The sequence below is a fragment of the Marinitoga sp. 1154 genome, assembly GCF_013363285.1.
In the GTDB taxonomy this organism is placed as follows: Bacteria; Thermotogota; Thermotogae; order Petrotogales; family Petrotogaceae; genus Marinitoga.
Genome location: NZ_LBFB01000001.1, coordinates 1 through 19404, shown reverse-complemented (window position 1 = coordinate 19404; position 19404 = coordinate 1). Strand labels below are relative to the sequence as shown.

General features: G+C 27.3%; 19 protein-coding genes. 13 read left to right on the top strand and 6 right to left on the bottom strand.

Features of this window, described 5'->3' with window-relative positions; translation table 11 throughout:
- Window positions 1-8 precede the first annotated feature (8 nt).
- From XO12_RS00095 to XO12_RS00035, 13 genes are all read left to right on the top strand, one after another.
- On the top strand, window positions 9-1364 hold the full coding sequence (locus XO12_RS00095; protein ID WP_175419497.1) for a hypothetical protein: 1356 nt from the start codon (window positions 9-11) through the stop codon (window positions 1362-1364).
- Window positions 1365-1457: 93 nt separating this feature from the next.
- Window positions 1458-2165, top strand: a complete 708-nt coding sequence (locus tag XO12_RS00090; RefSeq protein WP_047264937.1) for an MBL fold metallo-hydrolase — start codon at window positions 1458-1460, stop codon at window positions 2163-2165.
- A 15-nt stretch (window positions 2166-2180) separates the two neighbouring features.
- A complete protein-coding gene (locus XO12_RS00085; RefSeq protein ID WP_175419496.1) occupies window positions 2181-3869 on the top strand; it encodes a dynamin family protein in 1689 nt (562 codons plus the stop codon).
- A 3-nt stretch (window positions 3870-3872) separates the two neighbouring features.
- Window positions 3873-4796: a 1-phosphofructokinase family hexose kinase gene (locus XO12_RS00080; protein WP_047264939.1), complete on the top strand. Its 924-nt coding sequence runs from the start codon at window positions 3873-3875 to the stop codon at window positions 4794-4796.
- Window positions 4797-4810: 14 nt separating this feature from the next.
- Entirely contained in the window at window positions 4811-5287 is a 477-nt protein-coding gene (locus XO12_RS00075) for a peroxiredoxin (protein ID WP_175419495.1), read from the top strand.
- Window positions 5288-5301: 14 nt separating this feature from the next.
- The gene (gene rlmD, locus XO12_RS00070; RefSeq protein ID WP_047264941.1) at window positions 5302-6462 is read left to right on the top strand and encodes a 23S rRNA (uracil(1939)-C(5))-methyltransferase RlmD; all 1161 of its coding nucleotides are present in this window, start codon (window positions 5302-5304) and stop codon (window positions 6460-6462) included.
- Between the two features lie 71 nt (window positions 6463-6533).
- Complete coding sequence (locus tag XO12_RS00065) at window positions 6534-7229, top strand: rhomboid family intramembrane serine protease (protein WP_175419494.1); 696 nt, start codon at window positions 6534-6536, stop codon at window positions 7227-7229.
- Between the two features lie 121 nt (window positions 7230-7350).
- Window positions 7351-8100 carry a TSUP family transporter gene (locus XO12_RS00060; RefSeq protein WP_047264988.1) on the top strand — a complete coding sequence of 250 codons (750 nt, stop codon included), beginning with the start codon at window positions 7351-7353 and terminating at the stop codon, window positions 8098-8100.
- Between the two features lie 85 nt (window positions 8101-8185).
- Complete coding sequence (locus tag XO12_RS00055) at window positions 8186-9019, top strand: DegV family protein (protein WP_047264943.1); 834 nt, start codon at window positions 8186-8188, stop codon at window positions 9017-9019.
- 88 nt (window positions 9020-9107) lie between these two features.
- Window positions 9108-9851 carry a sulfite exporter TauE/SafE family protein gene (locus XO12_RS00050; protein ID WP_175419493.1) on the top strand — a complete coding sequence of 248 codons (744 nt, stop codon included), beginning with the start codon at window positions 9108-9110 and terminating at the stop codon, window positions 9849-9851.
- A gap of 10 nt (window positions 9852-9861) precedes the next feature.
- On the top strand, window positions 9862-11454 hold the full coding sequence (locus XO12_RS00045; RefSeq protein WP_175419492.1) for a gamma-glutamyltransferase family protein: 1593 nt from the start codon (window positions 9862-9864) through the stop codon (window positions 11452-11454).
- Window positions 11455-11612: 158 nt separating this feature from the next.
- Window positions 11613-12899 (top strand): GTPase HflX, encoded by a 1287-nt coding sequence (gene hflX / locus XO12_RS00040; protein ID WP_175419491.1) that lies wholly within the window; start codon window positions 11613-11615, stop codon window positions 12897-12899.
- Between the two features lie 104 nt (window positions 12900-13003).
- A complete protein-coding gene (locus XO12_RS00035) occupies window positions 13004-13279 on the top strand; it encodes a DUF1874 domain-containing protein (protein ID WP_047264946.1) in 276 nt (91 codons plus the stop codon).
- A 39-nt stretch (window positions 13280-13318) separates the two neighbouring features.
- Here XO12_RS00035 and XO12_RS00030 read toward each other — a convergent pair whose 3' ends face one another.
- From XO12_RS00030 to XO12_RS00005, 6 genes are all read right to left on the bottom strand, one after another.
- Window positions 13319-14026, bottom strand: a complete 708-nt coding sequence (locus XO12_RS00030; RefSeq protein ID WP_175419490.1) for a DUF2202 domain-containing protein — start codon at window positions 14024-14026, stop codon at window positions 13319-13321.
- 194 nt (window positions 14027-14220) lie between these two features.
- On the bottom strand, window positions 14221-15096 hold the full coding sequence (locus tag XO12_RS00025) for a DMT family transporter (protein WP_175419489.1): 876 nt from the start codon (window positions 15094-15096) through the stop codon (window positions 14221-14223).
- Between the two features lie 19 nt (window positions 15097-15115).
- On the bottom strand, window positions 15116-16150 hold the full coding sequence (gene queA, locus XO12_RS00020) for a tRNA preQ1(34) S-adenosylmethionine ribosyltransferase-isomerase QueA (RefSeq protein WP_175419488.1): 1035 nt from the start codon (window positions 16148-16150) through the stop codon (window positions 15116-15118).
- Between the two features lie 15 nt (window positions 16151-16165).
- On the bottom strand, window positions 16166-17245 hold the full coding sequence (gene ychF, locus XO12_RS00015) for a redox-regulated ATPase YchF (RefSeq protein WP_175419487.1): 1080 nt from the start codon (window positions 17243-17245) through the stop codon (window positions 16166-16168).
- Complete coding sequence (gene tsaE, locus XO12_RS00010; RefSeq protein ID WP_254867645.1) at window positions 17242-17634, bottom strand: tRNA (adenosine(37)-N6)-threonylcarbamoyltransferase complex ATPase subunit type 1 TsaE; 393 nt, start codon at window positions 17632-17634, stop codon at window positions 17242-17244. Before tsaE ends, ychF begins: the two co-directional genes overlap by 4 nt.
- Window positions 17635-17672: 38 nt before the next feature.
- Window positions 17673-19145, bottom strand: a complete 1473-nt coding sequence (locus tag XO12_RS00005; protein WP_175419486.1) for a glycerol kinase GlpK — start codon at window positions 19143-19145, stop codon at window positions 17673-17675.
- Window positions 19146-19404 lie beyond the last annotated feature (259 nt).

The window sequence follows — 19404 nt, the reverse complement described above, 5'->3', positions numbered from 1 at the left end:
GGGAGAATATGAGAAAAAATTTTTATACAATTATTCTTTTATTATTTACGATATTTTTAATTTCGTCGTGTCAAAAAATAGACCCTTTATTGGGAAATAGTAATATTGGAGGAATTGCGGAGTTAAGCAATAGCAAAAATCATGAGAATATAAAAGTTTCTATAGAGGGTTTAGAAAGTTCTGGTGAGGGATTTAGTCCTATTAATACTATATCTGAAATTGGAAAAAGTATTACCAATTCTAATGGTAATTTTAAAATAGAAAATATACCTGCGGGAAATTATATCATTAAAGCAGAACATGAAGGATATTTTCCAACTAAGCAATTCATTGAAGTAAAAGAAGAATCTGAGATTACTCTTGATTCATCTTTAATTCTTTATCCATTAGAAGATTATGGAAAGCTTAAAGGTAATGTGAAATTCATCAATAAAAGTATTCATAGTGGAATTTTGTTAGAAATTAGAACTCCAGAAGGAGAACCATTACCAGGAATGTTTACTTTTTCTAATGAAGAAGGTAACTATTATTTCGATTTTATTCCTATTGGTAATTATGTTGTATATGCTCGTGAACCATCTGAGAATTCTAATTATTCGTCAGATGCTGCTCCTATAATCATTGAAAATACAAAAACTACTAATGCCCCAGATTTAATATTAAGGAAAGCTGCTGAACATGTTGTCATTTTTAGAGATTTAGAGCCTTGGAGTTCTCCAGATGCAATTCCTAATATTTTAATTGATATAGGGTTTACAGAAGGTTTGGGTATAAATCAATATGAAATCAAAAATTCTAATGATATAAATAATATTGATTCATTTGATCCAACTTGGGCAATTATCATCGAAGGAGATCAGTCAACAAGCTTTTATGATATATATAAAGCAAATTCCGAAAAATTCGACTCTTTTGTCAATAATGGTGGAACATTGTTCTGGATTGCCTGTGATAATGGCTGGAATGGAGGAGATTTTACCGGAACACTTCCAGGAGGTGTGACTTGGAGAGATTATTATGATAATTATAATGAAATTGTAAATAAAACACATCCTTTATTATATGAATTTCCAAATGAACGTTATTTATATGGAAATTATGCAAGTCACGGAGGATTTGATAATTTAGAAGATAGTGATATAGAAAATCCTGTAGTATTTATTAAAGAATCAACATCATATGAACAATATTCAACATATATTGAATATAGATATGGAAATGGTAGAGTTATAGCTTCAACCACTCCACTTGAATATTATGTGGAAAATCCTAACAATGATAGTGAATGGTTTGTTTTATTACTTAGAAGATCTATAGAATATGTATTTAATATGAATTTAAGTCCATCAAATATTGTTGAATAATATATTTTCCAAACCTCAGTCTAAAGACTGAGGTTTTCTTTTTTATATGATATATGTTATAATTATTTTGAATATTTTATTGGAGGCGATAATGTGAAAATAACAGGTATTGTTGACAATTTTAAAATTCATCCTTTATTAAAACGTGATTGGGGACTTTCAATATTTATTGAAAATAACAATAAAACACTGCTTTTTGATACAGGAAACGATTACAGAATTTTAGAACATAATATTAAACATTTAGGGTTAGAAAATAAATTTAAAAAAATAAACTATTTATTTTTAAGCCATTATCATAATGACCATACAGGAGGTTTGGAATATATATTATCAAATTCTATAATTGACAAGGTTTTTATTCCTGCTAAATTTCCAGACAATCTGATAAAAAAAATAAAAGAAAAATCCGAAATTGTAATTTGTAATACTATCACAAAAATAGATGAAAATATTTATTCTACAGGAACATTCGACGCAGATATTCCAGAACATTCTATTGTGTTAAAAACAAAAAAAGGGATAATAGTAATTGCAGGGTGTGCTCATCCAAAAATAGAAAATATTTTAACCTTTTCAAAAGAACATTTTGATGAAAAACTTCATGCTGTTATAGGTGGATTTCATTTTTATAAATTGTATGAAGAAAAATTATTTATTCGCCTGGATAGGATTAAAAAGACTGGCGTGGAATTTTTATTACCTTCACATTGTACAGGAATTGAAGCTATTAATGTTATGAATGTTGAATTTAAAGGTAGAATTATTAAATTTGGTGCAGGAACTGTATTGGAAATATGAATAGGAGGGGAAATTTTGAACATCTTAGATAATAAAGTGCTTGAAAAACGAAAAGGTTTAAATGATATAATAGAAGACCTTAAATTCATTTTAAAAACAATAAAAAAAGACCATGCTCTTGAAGAAATAAAGAAACGTTTAAATGAACCTTATACATTTATGATTGTTGGGGAAGTAAACTCAGGAAAAAGCAGCTTTGTTAATGCATTGCTTAAAAGTAAAGAATTGGCAAAAGTTTCTCCCCAAACATGTACAGATAAAATAAATATTATAGAATATTCTAACAAACCATATGAAAAAGAATTACCAGATAAATACACTAAATATATTGGAAGACCTTTTGAAATATTAAAAAATATTAGAATTGTAGATACTCCAGGAACAAATAGTATGGTTACTGAACATGAAAAAATTACCGAATCATTTATACCAAATGCTGACCTTATTATATTTGTTTTTCCTGCGAATAACATTGAAGCAGGTAGTGCCTGGAATTTTTTTGAAAAAATTGTAAAAAAATATAATAAAAATATTATAATAGTTCTCACAATGAAAGATATTGCAAAAGATGAACAAATCAAAATTAATTATGAAAATGCTAAAATACGCGCCAAAGATAAAGGAAAAGAAGTTCCGGTATTTATAACTTCTTCAGATTTGGAATTTGAAGGTATTAGTGATTCTGGATTTGAAGAAATAAGGAATTTTATATTAAATACAGTAACAGGTAGTAAAAGAGAATTTGGAAAATTAGACTCTTTAGCCAATCAAATAAGAACATTGATAAATTCTATAAAAGAAGACATATATGATAGAAAAAATAATTTATCAAATCAGGAAAATATATTAAACACAATAGAAAAAAATATAGAAATATCAAAAAAGAATTCTTTGAATGAGGTTGAATTATGGATAAAAATAATATTAGAAAATTATAGAAATACGGCAAAAAAAATAAAAAGGAAATTAGAAGAAGAAATAACACTCTGGAATCTATTAAAAAGAGCATTTTCAAAAACTCAAAATCTAAAAATTCTGGAAGATGAAATAAAAGATATATTTATTAATAACCTTTTAGAATCTACCAAACAAATATCTGCAGAAAGATCTTCAAAATTTATCGAAAATATAAAAAATATGTTGAATAGAAATTTAGAAGAATTAAAAAATATAGAAAAAAATATAGACTTAAAAGATATGTTTTATGATTTTGGAGAACAAAGAAAAAAATTAATAGAAAATACTATAGAAAAAATCGATTCATATATAAAAGAAGAAAAATTCTTAGAACTAATAAAAGAAGAAAAATTAAAATCAATTAATACTACAGTATTTAGCGGAACTGGATTGTCTGTATTAGGGATTATAATAATGATATCAACACAGATTTCTATATTTGATATAAGTGGTGGAATTATAACAGGTATAGGAGTTATGACAGGAACGCTTTTTGCTGCTTTTAAAAAGAAAAAAATACTAAGAAAGATTGGAAAAAAGTTTGATGAAGGTGAAGAAATAATTAAAAACAATTTAGAATCGAATTTATATGGAATAGTCGATTTAATTTACAATGATATTGATATTCTATTTTCAGATTTTAAATCTAATATATTAAAGGAAAAGGAAACAGTTGAAGAATTAGAAAAAACACTAAATAGATATATAAAAAAAATTGATGATTATATTAATTCTTTGGAGGGGTAAAACATGATATTTACTTTAACTATGAATCCATCATTAGACAGATATATTTATATTGATGAATTAGTACCGGATGATACAATTCGGGCTAAAAAATTAGTAGATTATCCTGCTGGTAAAGGAATTGATGTATCGAGAGTAATAAAAGAATTAGGGGGAGTTTCTGTAGCTATTTCTTTGTTAGGAGGACATAACGGTAGAAGAATTGAAGAAATGCTGGATGAAGAAGGGGTTATATATTCTTCAATAAGAATAGACCATGAAACGAGAATGAATATAATATTAGAAGAAAAGACACAGTATAGAATGAGTATGCCTGGTGAAAAAGTTAAAAAAGAAAAGTTACAGAAAGTTTTTGATATTTTGCATTCATTGGTAAGAAATGGAGATACTATTATAATATCTGGAAGTTTACCAAAAGGAGTAGATCCGGATTATTATACAGGATTGATTTTTTCATTAAAACAATGGGATGCAACTGTATTTTTTGATTCTGATGGAAAAAATTTAAAAGCAGGGCTGGAAGCTGAACCATATTGTATTAAACCAAACACTCATGAATTATCAAGATTATTAGAAGAAGAAATAGATGAAAGAGACAAAAATATAATTGCAAAATATGCAAAAAAAACACTGGAAAAATATAATTTAACAGAAATATTGGTTTCAATGGGAAAATATGGAAGTGTCTATGCCAATTGGGATAAAGCATATTATGCATATCCAGTAGATTTAGAAGTTAAAAGTGCTGTTGGTGCAGGAGATTCGTTTCTTGCAGGATATATACTAAAATATGAAGAGGATACATTAGAAGCATTTAAATTAGCAAATGCCGCTGGAAATGCGGCTGTTTTAACACCCGGTACAGAATTATGCAAAAAACAAGATGTCCTTTCATTATTACCAAAAATAAAAATAGAAAAATTATAATTGGAGGTGAAATTATGAAATATTTCAAATATAAAATTGGAGATATTCTAGATTTTGAAATTATTGAAACAAATGGAAATATTATTAAAAATGAGGATTTAAAAGGAAAATGGATAGTATTATATTTTTATCCTAAAGATAATACGCCCGGATGTACTGCTGAAGCAAAAGATTTTTCTAGTTTAATTGATGAATTTAAAAATTTAAATGCTGAGATTATTGGAATAAGTCCAGATGATGTTGAAAAACATAAAAAATTTATTTTAAAACATGATTTAAAGATTAAATTGGGATCAGATGAAAATAAGAAATTATTAGAAAGAATTGGAGTATGGCAAAAGAAAAAAATGTTTGGAAAAGAGTATTATGGAGTTATTAGAACTACAGTTTTAATAGATCCTGAAGGAAAAATCGTTTATGTATGGGAAAAAGTAAAAGTAAAAAGTCATGCGGAAGAAGTTTTAAGCAAAATAAAAGAACTACAAAATTAAATGGAGGTTTTTTAATGTCTGATATTTGCAATGTATTTGGAAAATGCGGAGGTTGTGTTTATTTAAATATTGAATATGAAAAACAATTATCAAAAAAAACAGAAGATATTCTCAAAATATTTGACAATAGTAATATAATGATTAAAAATTATGAAGGAATTCTATCATCACCAGATATTTATCATTATAGGAACAAAATGGAATATTCTTTTGGTAATGAATATAAAGATGGACCTTTAACAATAGGATTAAGAGGGAAAGGAAAATTTTATGATGTATATTCTGCCAAAACCTGTAAAATTGCACCAGAAGATTTTGGGAAAATTATCGAATTTTCAGAAAATTATTTCAAAGATATCCCCTTTAGAAATTATAGAAAACATACTGGATATTTAAGACACTTGGTTATGAGAAAGGGATTTAAAACCAATGAAATTTTATTAAATATCTCAACATCTTCAGAGCCTTTCCATTCATATGTTGAAAATTGGGCTAAAGAAATTTTAAATTTAGAATTAGAAGGAAATATTGTTAGTATTTATCATACAATTACTGATGCTAAATCCACTGTTGTTAAAGCAGATAAATTAATAAAATTATATGGAAAAGATTATTTTGAAGAAGAGATTTTGGGAATAAAATTTAAGGTTGGGCCCTTTTCTTTTTTACAAACAAACACATTGGGTTCTGAAGTTTTATACAACAAAGTTTTAGAATATCTTGATAGCAATGCTAAAACAGGATTGGATTTATATTGTGGTGCCGGAACAATAACATTATTAATGGCAAAAGAATTAGAAAAAGTAATAGGTGTTGAAATAATTAAAGAAGCAATTGATGCTGCCAAACAAAATGCAAAAGACAATAATGTAAAAAATGTTGAATTTTATTTGGGAGACGCAAAAGATATAGTTAAACAAATAGAAGATAAATTAGATACAATTGTCGTAGACCCTCCAAGAGCGGGATTACATAAAAATGTTATTAATTTCATTATGGAAAATAAATTTGATAACGTAATATACGTTTCATGCAATCCTTCAAATTTTGCAAGAGATATGATTTATTTAAAAGAACTTTATGAAATAGAAAAATTTGTTTTTGTTGATATGTTTCCACACACAAAACACCTTGAATCAGTAGCATTAATTAAAAGGAAAAGTACGGAGAATTAAATGTATATAATTATCTAGTGTTCTGATATCAATTTAATTTGTACGATGTAATTAAAATTTGGAGGTAGAAAATGTTTCCATTACGAGATATTAATCCTAGTAGTAAAAAACCAATAGTTACTATAAGTATAATAATTATCAATATAATTATTTTTTTATTTGAGTTGATATTACCTTCTAATATTAGAGAAGCTTTTATCCAATATTATGGTTTCATACCAAAGGAACTAACAAATGCCATAGTTTATAGATCTATTAGCTATATAGGATTAAACATAATATCTATTTTCACAAGTATGTTTTTACACGGTAGTTTTATGCATATCATTGGTAATATGTGGTCATTATGGCTATTTGGAGATAATGTGGAAGATAAATTGGGGCATTTTAAATTTTTATTAGTATATATTATCAGTGGTTATATCGCATCATTTACTCATTATATTTTTAATATAAATTCTCCTATAGTAGCTATAGGTGCATCTGGAGCAATAGCTGGCGTTATTGGTATATACTTTGTTTTATTTCCCTTTGCAAAGATTCAAACTTTATTTTTATTATTATGGTTTCCATTTTTTGTAAACATTCCAGCATTTGTTTTCATTGGTTTATGGTTTTTAACCCAAGTCTTTAATGGATTATTATCTTTAGTAGGTCCATATTATGGTTCAGGCGTAGCTTGGTGGGCGCATATAGGCGGGTTTATATATGGTACTTATTTAGCAAAAAAATATAAGAAAAAAAATTATTATACTTACCTTTATTAAAAAATAACGGCTAACACATTGTTTAGCCGTTATTTTTATTATATTATATGTTATAATATAATAGTTTCTGATGCTAATTAAATTTATAAGTGATTGGAGTGATTTTGTGGATTTTTCAATAATGGATAAAGCAATTTTATTTCCTTTAATATTTCTTGCTGGCTTTATAGATTCAATAGCAGGTGGTGGCGGTTTAATATCTTTACCCGCATATTTATTTATCGGAATTCCAAGTCACAATGCTTTAGCTACTAATAAACTTTCATCTTCAATTGGAACAATTGTAAGTACTTTAAGATTTGCAAAAGGAAAAGCTATAATTTTTGAAGTTGGAATTTTTTCTGTTATTTTTTCTTTTATAGGATCATTTATAGGTGCGAAAATTGCTTTGTTTATTCCTGATAATATTTTAAAAATAATATTAACTATATTAATTCCAATTGCTGCTTTTTTTATTTTTATTAAAAGACCTAAAGAAGAAAATAACTCTTTAAAAAATTTATCCAATTTAAAAATTTCTATTTTATCAAGTCTCATTGGATTTATCATTGGAATGTACGATGGTTTTTTTGGCCCTGGAACAGGAACGTTTTTGATAATTCTATATATTTCATTTCTTTCCATGGATCATGTAAAAGCATCAGGTACAGCAAAAATTGTTAATTTATCTTCCAATATCAGTGCATTAATTACTTTTATAATAGGTGGAAAAGTTTTATTTTCAATAGGTCTTACTGCTGCTTTTTTTGGAATAGCTGGACATTGGTTGGGATCAGGTTTAGCTTTAAGTAAAGGGACAAAAATAATAAAACCTCTAATAATAGCAGTATTAATTCTTTTATTTATAAAAATCATTTTTGATATAGTATAATAAAAATTTATTACATGCTACTTATTTTCTATTATTATTATGGTATAATTATGTTTGAAAAGTATCCATAAGGGGAGGGTTATTTATGATTAAAATAATAACTGATAGTGCTGCTGATCTTCCTGAACAATATATAAAAAAATATGATATTACTGTTATTCCATTAAATGTTGAAATAGATGATTGTTTATATCAAGATGGTTATACAATTTCTCCTGATGAATTCCAAAATAAAATGTTATCCAGTAAAAAATTGCCAAAAACTTCTCAACCATCTCCAGAGTTATTTAAAAACGCTTTTGAAAAATATGTTTCTAAAGGATATGAGATTTTATGTTTAACAATTTCTTCCAAATTAAGCGGAACAATACATGCTGCTACCTTAGCTAAAAATATGATAAAAAACAATTCTAAAATAAAAATTTTTGACACATTAGGCGCATCATCTGGAGAAGGAATTCAGGTAATAAAAGCTGCTGAAATGGCTCAAAATAATTTCTCAATAGATTACATTACTAATTCTTTGGAAAAATATAGAGAAAAAATTAACATTCTTATTTTATTAGATACTCTGGAAAACATAGTAAAAGGTGGAAGACTTAGTAAATTTAAAGGAACTATTGCTAAAATACTTAATTTTAAACTAATTTTACATAATAATAAAGGAGAAGTTGAGTTCTTAGAACGAGTTAGAGGAAAAAAAAGATTTCATTCAAAAGTTTTAGAAATAATTGATGAAAATAAAATAAATATTTCAAATCAAATTGTTGGTATTACACATGTTAATAATGAGGAAGAAGCCAATTATTTTAAAAACATAATTAAAGAAAAATATAATCCAAAAGAAGTTTATGTTAATTATATGGGTTCTACTCTGGCAACATATGCTGGAAATAAAGGTATTATAATTTCTTTCTAATCCCTCCTGAAAATTTTTGTTGACAATCCAAGTTAAATTTAATATAATTAATGTAATTAGCTTAACGAATTTTTAGGAGGGGAAATTTATGTTATATATACTAGTTTATTTAGCAGGATTATTTAGTGGATTTATTAATGTTATAGCAGGTGGTGGTTCGCTAATCACATTGCCTGTTTTAAATCTATTAGGATTACCTATTGATATTGCAAATGGAACAAATAGAATAGGTATAATTTTTCAAAACATAACAGCTACAACAAAGTTTAGAAAAAGCGATGTTTTAGATCTAAAAAGAGCAATATTTTTGTCTATTCCTGCAACTCTGGGAGCACTGGTAGGTGCGAATATTGTTGTTAACATAGATAGAGCTTTATTAAAAAGTATTGTAGGATTTATTTTAATTATTATGAGTATATTTTTAGTATGGAAACCAGATATTTGGACCAAAGAAAGAAAAGTTAAGAAAAATAATATTTTAAGTTTTATCGTTTTCTTTTTAATAGGTATATATGGAGGTTTTATTCAAGCTGGTGTAGGTTTTTTCCTAATGTCTGCCCTGGTGTTATTAGAAGGATATGATCTTGTAAAAACTAATGCCATTAAAGTTTTCCTTGTACTTATATATACTTTATTTGCCTTTATAGTATTTGCATTAAATAATCAGGTGAATTATTTAGCTGGTTTTGTATTGGCTTTAGGAAGTATTTCAGGAGGTTATTTAGGAAGTTCTTTTTCAATAAAAAAGGGTTCAAAATGGATTCAACGAATTTTATTTGTAATATTGATTATAATAGGAATATATTATATTTTTAATGCATTAAATAAATAGGGGGAGTTATATGAATTTTGATTATCTAGAATATCCTTATTCTTCAAAAAGAACATGTGTATTTTCAAAAAATGGTGTTGTTGCAACAAGTGAGCCGTTAGCTGCACAAGCAGGAATAGACATATTAAGAAAAGGCGGAAACGCTATAGATGCTGCTATAGCTACAGCAGCTACTCTAACTGTAGTAGAACCAACTTCTAATGGTATAGGTTCAGATAATTTTGCTATAATTTGGTATAATGGTAAATTATATGGAATGAATTCAAGTGGTTATTCTCCTAAAAATCTATCAATAAAAGAATTACATAAAAGAGGCATTAATGAAATAAAACCTCATAGTTGGGAAGCCGTTACTGTACCCGGAACTCCATCAGGTTGGAATTTGATTTGGAAAAACTTTGGTAAATTGGATTTTAAAAAACTTTTTGAACCCGCAATTAAATATGCTAATGAAGGTTATCCTGTTTCAGCTATTGTATCATATTATTGGAAAAGAGCTAATAAAATTTATAAACAAAAATTAAAAGGCGAGATTTTTAAATATTGGTTTGAAACCTTTGGTGAAAAAGCTCCAAATCCAGGCGAAATAATAAGGTTACCTTATCATGCTGAAACACTAAAAAAAATATCTGAATCTAACGCAAAAGATTTTTATAATGGTAATTTAACAGAAAAAATTATTCAATTTTCGAAAAAATATAATGGATATTTTGATTATTCTGACTTTGAAAATTTTAAAAGTGAATTAATTGAGCCAGTAAGTATAAATTATATGGGATATGATATCTGGGAACTTCCTCCAAATGTTCAGGGGATTATTACCTTAATGGCTTTAAATATTTTAAAAAATACCACATATAACAATGAATATGAGCTATTTCATAATTCTATTGAAGCGTTGAAACTAGCATTTATTGATGGGAAAGAATATATTACAGATATTTCAAAAATGGAAGTTAAGATTGAAGAAATGCTCTCAGAAAATTATGCTAAAACAAGATCAAAATTAATTTCAAATTATGCACTTGAACCAACACCTGGCAAAATTCCTTCTTCAAATACTGTATATTTAGCCACAGCTGATAAGTGGGGAAATATGGTTTCATTTATTCAAAGTAATTATATGGGGTTTGGATCAGGAATAGTGGTTCCCAAAACAGGAATTGCTCTTCAAAATAGAGGTCATAGTTTTTCGCTCAATAAAAATCATGTCAATTATTTAGAACCATTAAAAAAGCCTTATCATACAATTATCCCAGGATTTATTACCAAAAATAATAATCCAATAGGACCTTTTGGTGTTATGGGTGGATATATGCAACCTCAAGGTCATTTGCAGGTTATTTTAAATATGATAGATAAAAACTTAAATCCACAAGCTGCTTTAGATGCTCCTAGGTGGCAATGGTTAGAGAAAAAAACTATTTTAATAGAAAAAGATTTTCCTTCTCATATTGCTGAAAAATTAGAAAGAATGGGTCATGAAATAAAGGTTTCTCTTAGTTCAGGACCTTTTGGACGGGGACAAATAATAATCAAAGAAAAAGATGTTTATGTTGCTGGTACAGAAAAAAGAGCTGATGGATATATAGCAGTATATTAAATTAAAAAAGGCTTGGCAATTTGCCAATCCTTTTTTAATTTAATCATTGATCTAATTGTATATTTAAATATACGATAATTTCTTATATTTAATGTTTATGATATAATATTTTTAATAGAAATATCTGTTGTATATATATCAAATATGGAGATGATTTAATGATAAAAAATAAAAATGAATTAATTCAGGGTATCATTGTAGCTGTTAATAGAGGAGATTTGGATTTTGATAAACAAATTGAAGAACTTAAAATTTTATGTAAAAACATTGGCATAAATATAGTAACAGAGGTTATACAAAAAAGAAAGAATATAGATAAAAAAACTTATATAGGAAAAGGAAAAATAAATGAATTGACAGAAATAATCTCTGCATTTAAAGCTGAAATTTTAATATTTAATGATTCAATATCACTTTCCCAAAGAAAAAATATTCAGGAGCGCATAATTGATGTTGAGATATTAGATAGAAATGAAGTGATTCTGGAAATCTTCAAAAGAAACGCCAAAACAGCTGAAAGTAAATTACAAGTTGAATTAGCTACTTTGAAATATGAATTACCAAAAATAATAGGATTAGGAAAAGAAATGTCAAGAATTGGCGGCGGTGCTAGTGGGATAGGAACTGGAACCAGAGGTTCTGGTGAAACATTTTTAGAATACAAAAGAAGGAATATAAGAGATAGAATAAATTATTTAAAAAAGCAATTAAAAGAACTAGAAAATGTTAGAAAAATCAAAAACAAAAAAAGAAATGAATCATATATTCCACAAATATCTATATTGGGTTATACAAGTGCGGGTAAATCAACATTATTAAAAGCGTTATCAGAAGATAAAGATATTTTTACATCGGAAAAATTGTTTTCTACTCTTTCAACTTTATCTAGAAAGGTTCAATTCCCCTCTGGATTACCTGCTATTTTTTCTGATACTGTTGGATTTATCAGAAAATTACCGGTGGAGTTAATTGAATCGTTTAAATCAACATTGGATGAAATAAATTATTCTGATGCAATTATAGAATTGATTGATATTAGTGAAAATAATTTTGAAAATAAACTAAAAATAGTAGATAATATTATAAATGATATACTAAAAGAAAATATTCCAAAAATAATAGTATTTAATAAAATAGATCTTTTAGATTTTGATAAAATTAAACATATAAAAATATTATATCCAGATGCTATTTTTGTTAGTTCAAAATCCAAAGAAAGTGTTTATGAATTTTTATTAAAACTGGAAAATAAATTAATATCATTCGAAGTTATACAATCAACCAAAATATTTGTTGACTTCAACGAAATGTGGAAGATTGAAAAATTAAAAAAAGATATCGGTATAAAACAACAAAAAGAGATGAAAAATGGTTTTGAAATAGAAATATTAGCAAAAGGTAGTTTTTTAAATAAAATAATAAAAAACAATCTTTTAATTAGATAAAAAGCATAAAATCAACTTGAAATTTTTAAATCCTTTATACCCCTTAACTTTTTCTTAAAAAAATGGTATAATATTAGTGTAAAAAAATTCAGGGAGGGATATATGTGGCTAAATATATTGCTGATAGAGTTGATTTAGATTTGATATTATTAAAACCGGTAGAAGATTTAAGAGTTGAGAAAATAACTTTAGAAGAATTGAAACACGGTATTAGAAATGGTTTTGAAAGTCATATTAGATGTGAAGAACAAGCAAAAAAAATAAGTGAAATTCTGGGTATTGATATTAAAGTAAATGAAAATCCTTATAAATTAAATAAAGAAGACACTTTATATGTTATAAGCGGAGATAATTTTTATAGATTAAAATATATATATTAAAAAAGTTTCGGGAGCTCCCGAAACTTTTTTAATTATTTATTATTTTCTTCCACCTCTATACCCTTTACCCATGTGAGAAGAATTACCTGAATTATATTGAGTACTTGAATTTTCCATACTTGAATTATTCATATCTGACTTATTTAATATTTCATTTAGCTCTTCAGAAGATATATATTGTGCTGAATATGTTGAATTATATCTTTCTAATGTACCGACAAACGCTCTCATATGATTTTCTGATCCTTGTTTTAAATTATTATATACAAGAGTTATATCCTGATTGTCTGTTTCATTTAGCAATTTTTCTAAATCATAAATATCTAAATCTTCAATAGTTGCTCCAACTTTTAATGCCTCAATTGCAGATTTTTTTCCTTCTTCTACCAAATCATAATATAATTTTTGTAATTCTGCATTTTTGAAAACTCCAACTGTATAGTCTGTGATAGGATCTTCTATTTCATATTTATCCAGAATTGTCTTTACAGCATTCATATGAGTTTGTTCCGCTTGAGCTATATTATAAAATGTTTGTAACCCCCATGTGTCGTATAAGGTTAAATATACATCCCTTGCCAGTTTTTCTTCTTCTCTCATTTGTAATAATCCGTTTATTTCATTCGATGTTAATGATTCAACGGGTAAGCTCTCAACTGCTACTGATGAATTATTGAAAAATCCTCCAGCAAACGATACAGCAATCAACAATAACGCCATTAAACCTATTAAAATACTTTTTTTCATAAAAATCGCCTCCTGATTTAATTTATTTTTTTTATTCTTTCGACACTTATATAATATACTTCATTACTTAGAATAACCTTAATCTTTTCTTAGAAAAAACTTAGAAATAAAAAAACTCTATATTTTTCTTAAAGAAAAATATAGAGTTTAATTTGAATATGTTTAATATTTTCTAGAACAGAAACTGATTTAATCTAATCTTTGATTTCAGCTATATAATTTCCAAATAAAACCAATGTAGCTCCAATAATCGTATATATATTTGGATAATTTTTTAACATAATCGAATCAGCAATAACTGTAACTATAGGTATAAAAAATATTCCATTTGTTGTAGTTTTTGCACCTGCTAATCTTATAGCTTTATTCCACCATATATATCCAAGTGCTGTACAAAAAACACCTAAATAAATAAAGGCAATTAATATTTTTGGCTGTATCCACAACTGAAAATTTGGACATGTCCCAGCATTTTTTAATTCAAAAAAAGCAAATGGTAAAAAGAATATCATTCCATAAAAATTCAAATCTTTTGTTATTATTAAATTATCATGATGATGTAGCTTTTCTATAAAAATAGTATAAAAAATCCAGCTAAAAGACGCTCCAAACATTAATAAATCACCTAAAGGGTTTAACTTTAATATAAATCGTCCATTTAAAACAATTATTGAAACTCCTGAAAAAGCCAAAAAAGTTCCTAAATAACGTATTTTATGAGAAAAAGATTTTCTTAAAATATCTGAAAATAATAAATACATTACGGGAGTTGCCGATATTATTAAAGAACCATTAGATGGTGTTGTAAATTGTAACGCTGTATTTTCAAATAAAAAATATGCTGTTACCCCAAAGAAGCCAGCAAGCATCATATAAAAAAATTCTTTTTTTTCATATTTTATATCTTTTCTTATAAAAATAATAAGAATTAAACTCGATAAAAAAAACCTTAGAAACGCAGCTGTAATTGGTGGAACAGAATGAACTATAATTTTTGTAGCTACAAAAGAAATGCCCCAAAATATTATGGTAATCCACATGTAAATTATACCTATAGTTTTATTTTTCAAATTACCACCACCATTAAGACTAATATATAAACATTGAGTCTCCAAATGAAAAAAATCTATATTTTTCTTCAACTGCTGTTTTATAAGCTTTCATAATAAAATCATATCCTCCAAATGACGAAACAAGCATTAAAAGCGTCGATTTCGGTAAATGAAAATTCGTTATCAACGCATCTATTAACTTAAATTCATATGGTGGATAAATAAAAATATCTGTAGTTCCCATATATGCTTTTTGTTCAGGTAATAACGCAATTGTTTCAAGAGTTCTGACAACAGTTGTCCCTACACTTATAATTCTTCCATTATTTTTTTTATACTCTTCAATTTTTTTTACGGTATTTTCAGGAACTTCATAATATTCTTCATGCATTTCATGTTCTTCAATTCTTTCAACTTTTACTGGTCTGAAAGTTCCAAGCCCTACATGTAATGTAACTTCTGCAAACTCTATTCCCTTATTTTTAATCTTTTCCAATAACTCTTTTGTAAAATGAAGCCCCGCAGTTGGTGCGGCAACTGCACCTTGTATTTTAGCATATTCCGTTTGATATCTGTCTTTTGGAACATCCTGGTTTTTTATATATGGCGGTAATGGCATATTTCCAATTTTTTCAATTTCTTCCCATACATCTTTATCTGAAATAAAATTAATTATCCTTGAACCATCAGAATTATGTTCAATGATTTTCGCATATAAATCGTCAGAAAACCTTATTTCTGCACCCTTTTTTAGCTTTGACCCAGGTCTTACTAGAGCTTTCCAAGTATTGTCTTCATGTGTTTTTTCCAATAGCAAAACTTCTACTTTTGCACCTGTTATTTTCTGACCATATAATCTTGCCGGAATAACTTTTGTATTATTTATAACCATTAAATCACCTGGTTTTAAGTAATCAATAATATCTCTAAAAATTTTATGTTCGATACTTTGTTTTTTTCTGTTTAAAACCATTAATCTGGATGAATCTCTGGGGTTAGCTGGTTTTTGTGCAATATATTCTTCGGGTAAATAATATTCAAAATCATTTACTTCATACAACGGCTTTTTCATTTTAACCTCCATTTTTTAAGCGTTCGCTCTAATTGTTAAGATTTCTCCATCTTTTACTATTTCTTCTTTACCGGCTAATCTCCATAATCCAGCCTTTTTAACCTCATCTTCACTGCCTAAATTAATTAAATCTTCATAATGCATAACTTCCGCTTTAACAAATCCTTTTTCTAAATCAGTATGGATTTTTCCTGCAGCTTTTTTCATAGTAGTTCCTTGGTTTATAGTCCATGCTCTTACTTCATCTTCCCCAACAGTAAAGAAAGTTATTAAGCCTAAATGATCATAAACTGTTTTTGATAGTCTATCGATTCCAGGTCTTTCAATTCCGAGTTCTTTCATAAATTCTTCTCTTTCATCATCATCAAGTTCTACTAAATCGGCTTCAGTCTTACCACAAATCTCAATATATGCAAAATTTTCATCTTTACATGCGTTTACCAATTCTTCTTTTTCTGGATATTCTTCTTCCATTAATTGGTCTTCATCAACATTTACCACAACTATTATTGGTTTTAATGTAAATAAAGCTAAAGAACTTATTAGTTTTTTATCTTCATCACTTAATTCAATTTTAGAAGCAAATTTTCCATCTTCTAATATCGGTTTTATTTCTTCTAAAATTTTCATTTGTCTTTCTTCCTCTTTTGTTGGTTTCTTTTTTCTGTTTTGTTCAATGAGTCTTGATAATCTGTTTTCAACAACTTCTAAATCTCTAATAATCATTTCAGTTTTTAAAGTATCAAGCTGATCTATAGGGCTTTCTGCACCTTCTGGAAATGGTACTGAATCATTTTTAAATGCCCTAACAACAAGAATTATTGCATCAACAGTTTGAATCATCTGTAAAATCCTATTCTTTTCTTTTCTATCGGCTGCAGGATTATAACTTGGAATATCAATAAAATTTAATGTAGCATATACAGTTTTTTTAGGATTATACATTTCAGCTAACTTTTCAATTCTTTCATCTCTAACATTTGCCACTCTTTCTTCCGCATCTTTCTTATAACTACCATCATATGGCTTATTAGTCAATAACGAAAAAATTGTAGTCTTTCCTGTTAAAGGTAAACCTAAAATTCCTATCTTCATCCTAATTCCTCCTTTAATTTTTCGAATATATCTATATATCTTTCTCCAACTGGTATTATATCAATATCTCTATATTCCATATTATCACTGTTATAAAACAAATGTATTTCAAGATATTCCTCAGGCAAATAATATTCAAGCCGTTCTGGCCATTCAATTAAATATATTCCATCATTATCTTCAAACAATCCAACATATGGGATTTCTTCAGGATCTGATAGTCTGTATAAATCAGCATGATAAATTCTAACAGAATTATCATAAACCCTGACTAGAGCAAATGTTGGAGAAGTAACAGTTAAATTTTCATCCTTTAACAAATTTTTTATAAATCCTTTTGTAAAAGTAGTTTTCCCTGTTCCTAAATCACCATATAATAATATTTTCATTCCTGGAAATGAATGTTTTGATATTATTTTGGCAATTTCTAATAACTTATGTTCGTTGATTTTATCCAGCCTTTTGATCTTAATACTGCCTCCCTCCAGATATAATAGTCCTTTTCTAATTTTTCATTGTCTTTTGGCATTATCTTTATACCTGAAAATTGCAAATTTTTTATTTCATTAATAGAAAGATTTTTTGAACCAATTGCAGTCATAAATGCTGCCCCTAAAGCTGTAATTTCTTGAAATTCAGGAACAAAAATTTCTGCGTTTAATAAGTCGCTTTGTATTTCCATTAAAAGTTTATTTTTTGTAGCACCACCATCAACATTCATTTTTCTTATCTTTGTCCAAACTGCTTCTTGCATGGAATCTATAACATCTCTTACACTAAAGGCAACAGATTCTAAAGCAGCTCTAATAATATTTTCTTTTTTTGTTGCCCTTGTTAATCCTATAATCAAACCCCTTGCATCCGAATCCCAATAAGGTGTTCCAAGTCCGCTTAAAGCTGGAACAATGTAAACTCCTCCATTTTCAATATTCCTCGAATATTTTTCTAAATCTGTATACTCTTTAATCATTTCTATATCTTTTAACCATTTAAAAAACGCACCAACGGTAAAAATACTACCTTCAAGTGAATATATAATTTCATCGTCTATTTTCCATCCAATTGAGGTTAGTAATCCGGGATGGGGTTTTGGTGGCATGGCTCCAGAATTCATCAAAACAAAAGCACCTGTACCATAAGTACACTTTGCATCTCCTATTTCAAATGCTCTTTGACCAAATAACGCAGATTGTTGATCACCAATCATTCCATAAATCTTTGGTCCAAATTTTGTTTCAAAACCTTTATCAATGGCAGTACCAACAACTTCAGGTAAAATATCTTTTGAAAGTCCAAATGTCTTTAAAATTTCATCATCCCAATCAAGAGCATGTATGTTCAATAATTGTGTTCTTGATGCATTTGAAAGATCAGTAACATGTTTTCCAGATAATTTAAATGTCAACCAGGATTCAATAGTTCCAACCTTTAAATTTCCGTTTTTATAGGCTTCTTTTACTGCTGGTACATTTTCTATCATCCATACGATTTTAGAACCTGAGAAATAAGGGTCTTTTACCAATCCGGTTTTTCTTTTTACCTCCCTCCAGAATTCGGCTGGATATCTATTAATTAATTCATCAGTTCTTCTACATTGCCATACTATAGCATTTGTTAATGGATTTCCAGTATTTTTATCCCATGCAACAATAGTTTCTCTTTGATTTGTAATTCCTATTCCAATAATATCATTCCAGCTGAGATTATTCCTTTCAACCACTTCAACCATAGTTTCTTCTGTTTTATGATATAATTCTTCCGCATCCTGTTCAACCCATCCTGGTTTTGGATAAATCATATTTATTTCTTTTTGCGATAAATCAATTAAATTAAAACTTTCATCAAATAACAAAGTTCTTGTACTGCTTGTCCCTTCATCGATAGCTAAATAATAATTCATAAAATTCCCCCCTATCAATTAGTACTATTTAATATGTGTGTAAATTCAATTTACAGAATATTGATTATAAGCTATTTCGAAAAAGGGCATCACCCCCACACTTGGTGTTGATTTACTTTTGTAGTATTATTATATTGTACCCAAAACTTATTGGAGGTGATACCATGTTCAGAAGTTCTAGAAATGTTTTTGTTTTGGACAATTTAAATGACAAACTTTTTAGTATAACTTCTGACGCTTTTAATTCCCTCAATATGGA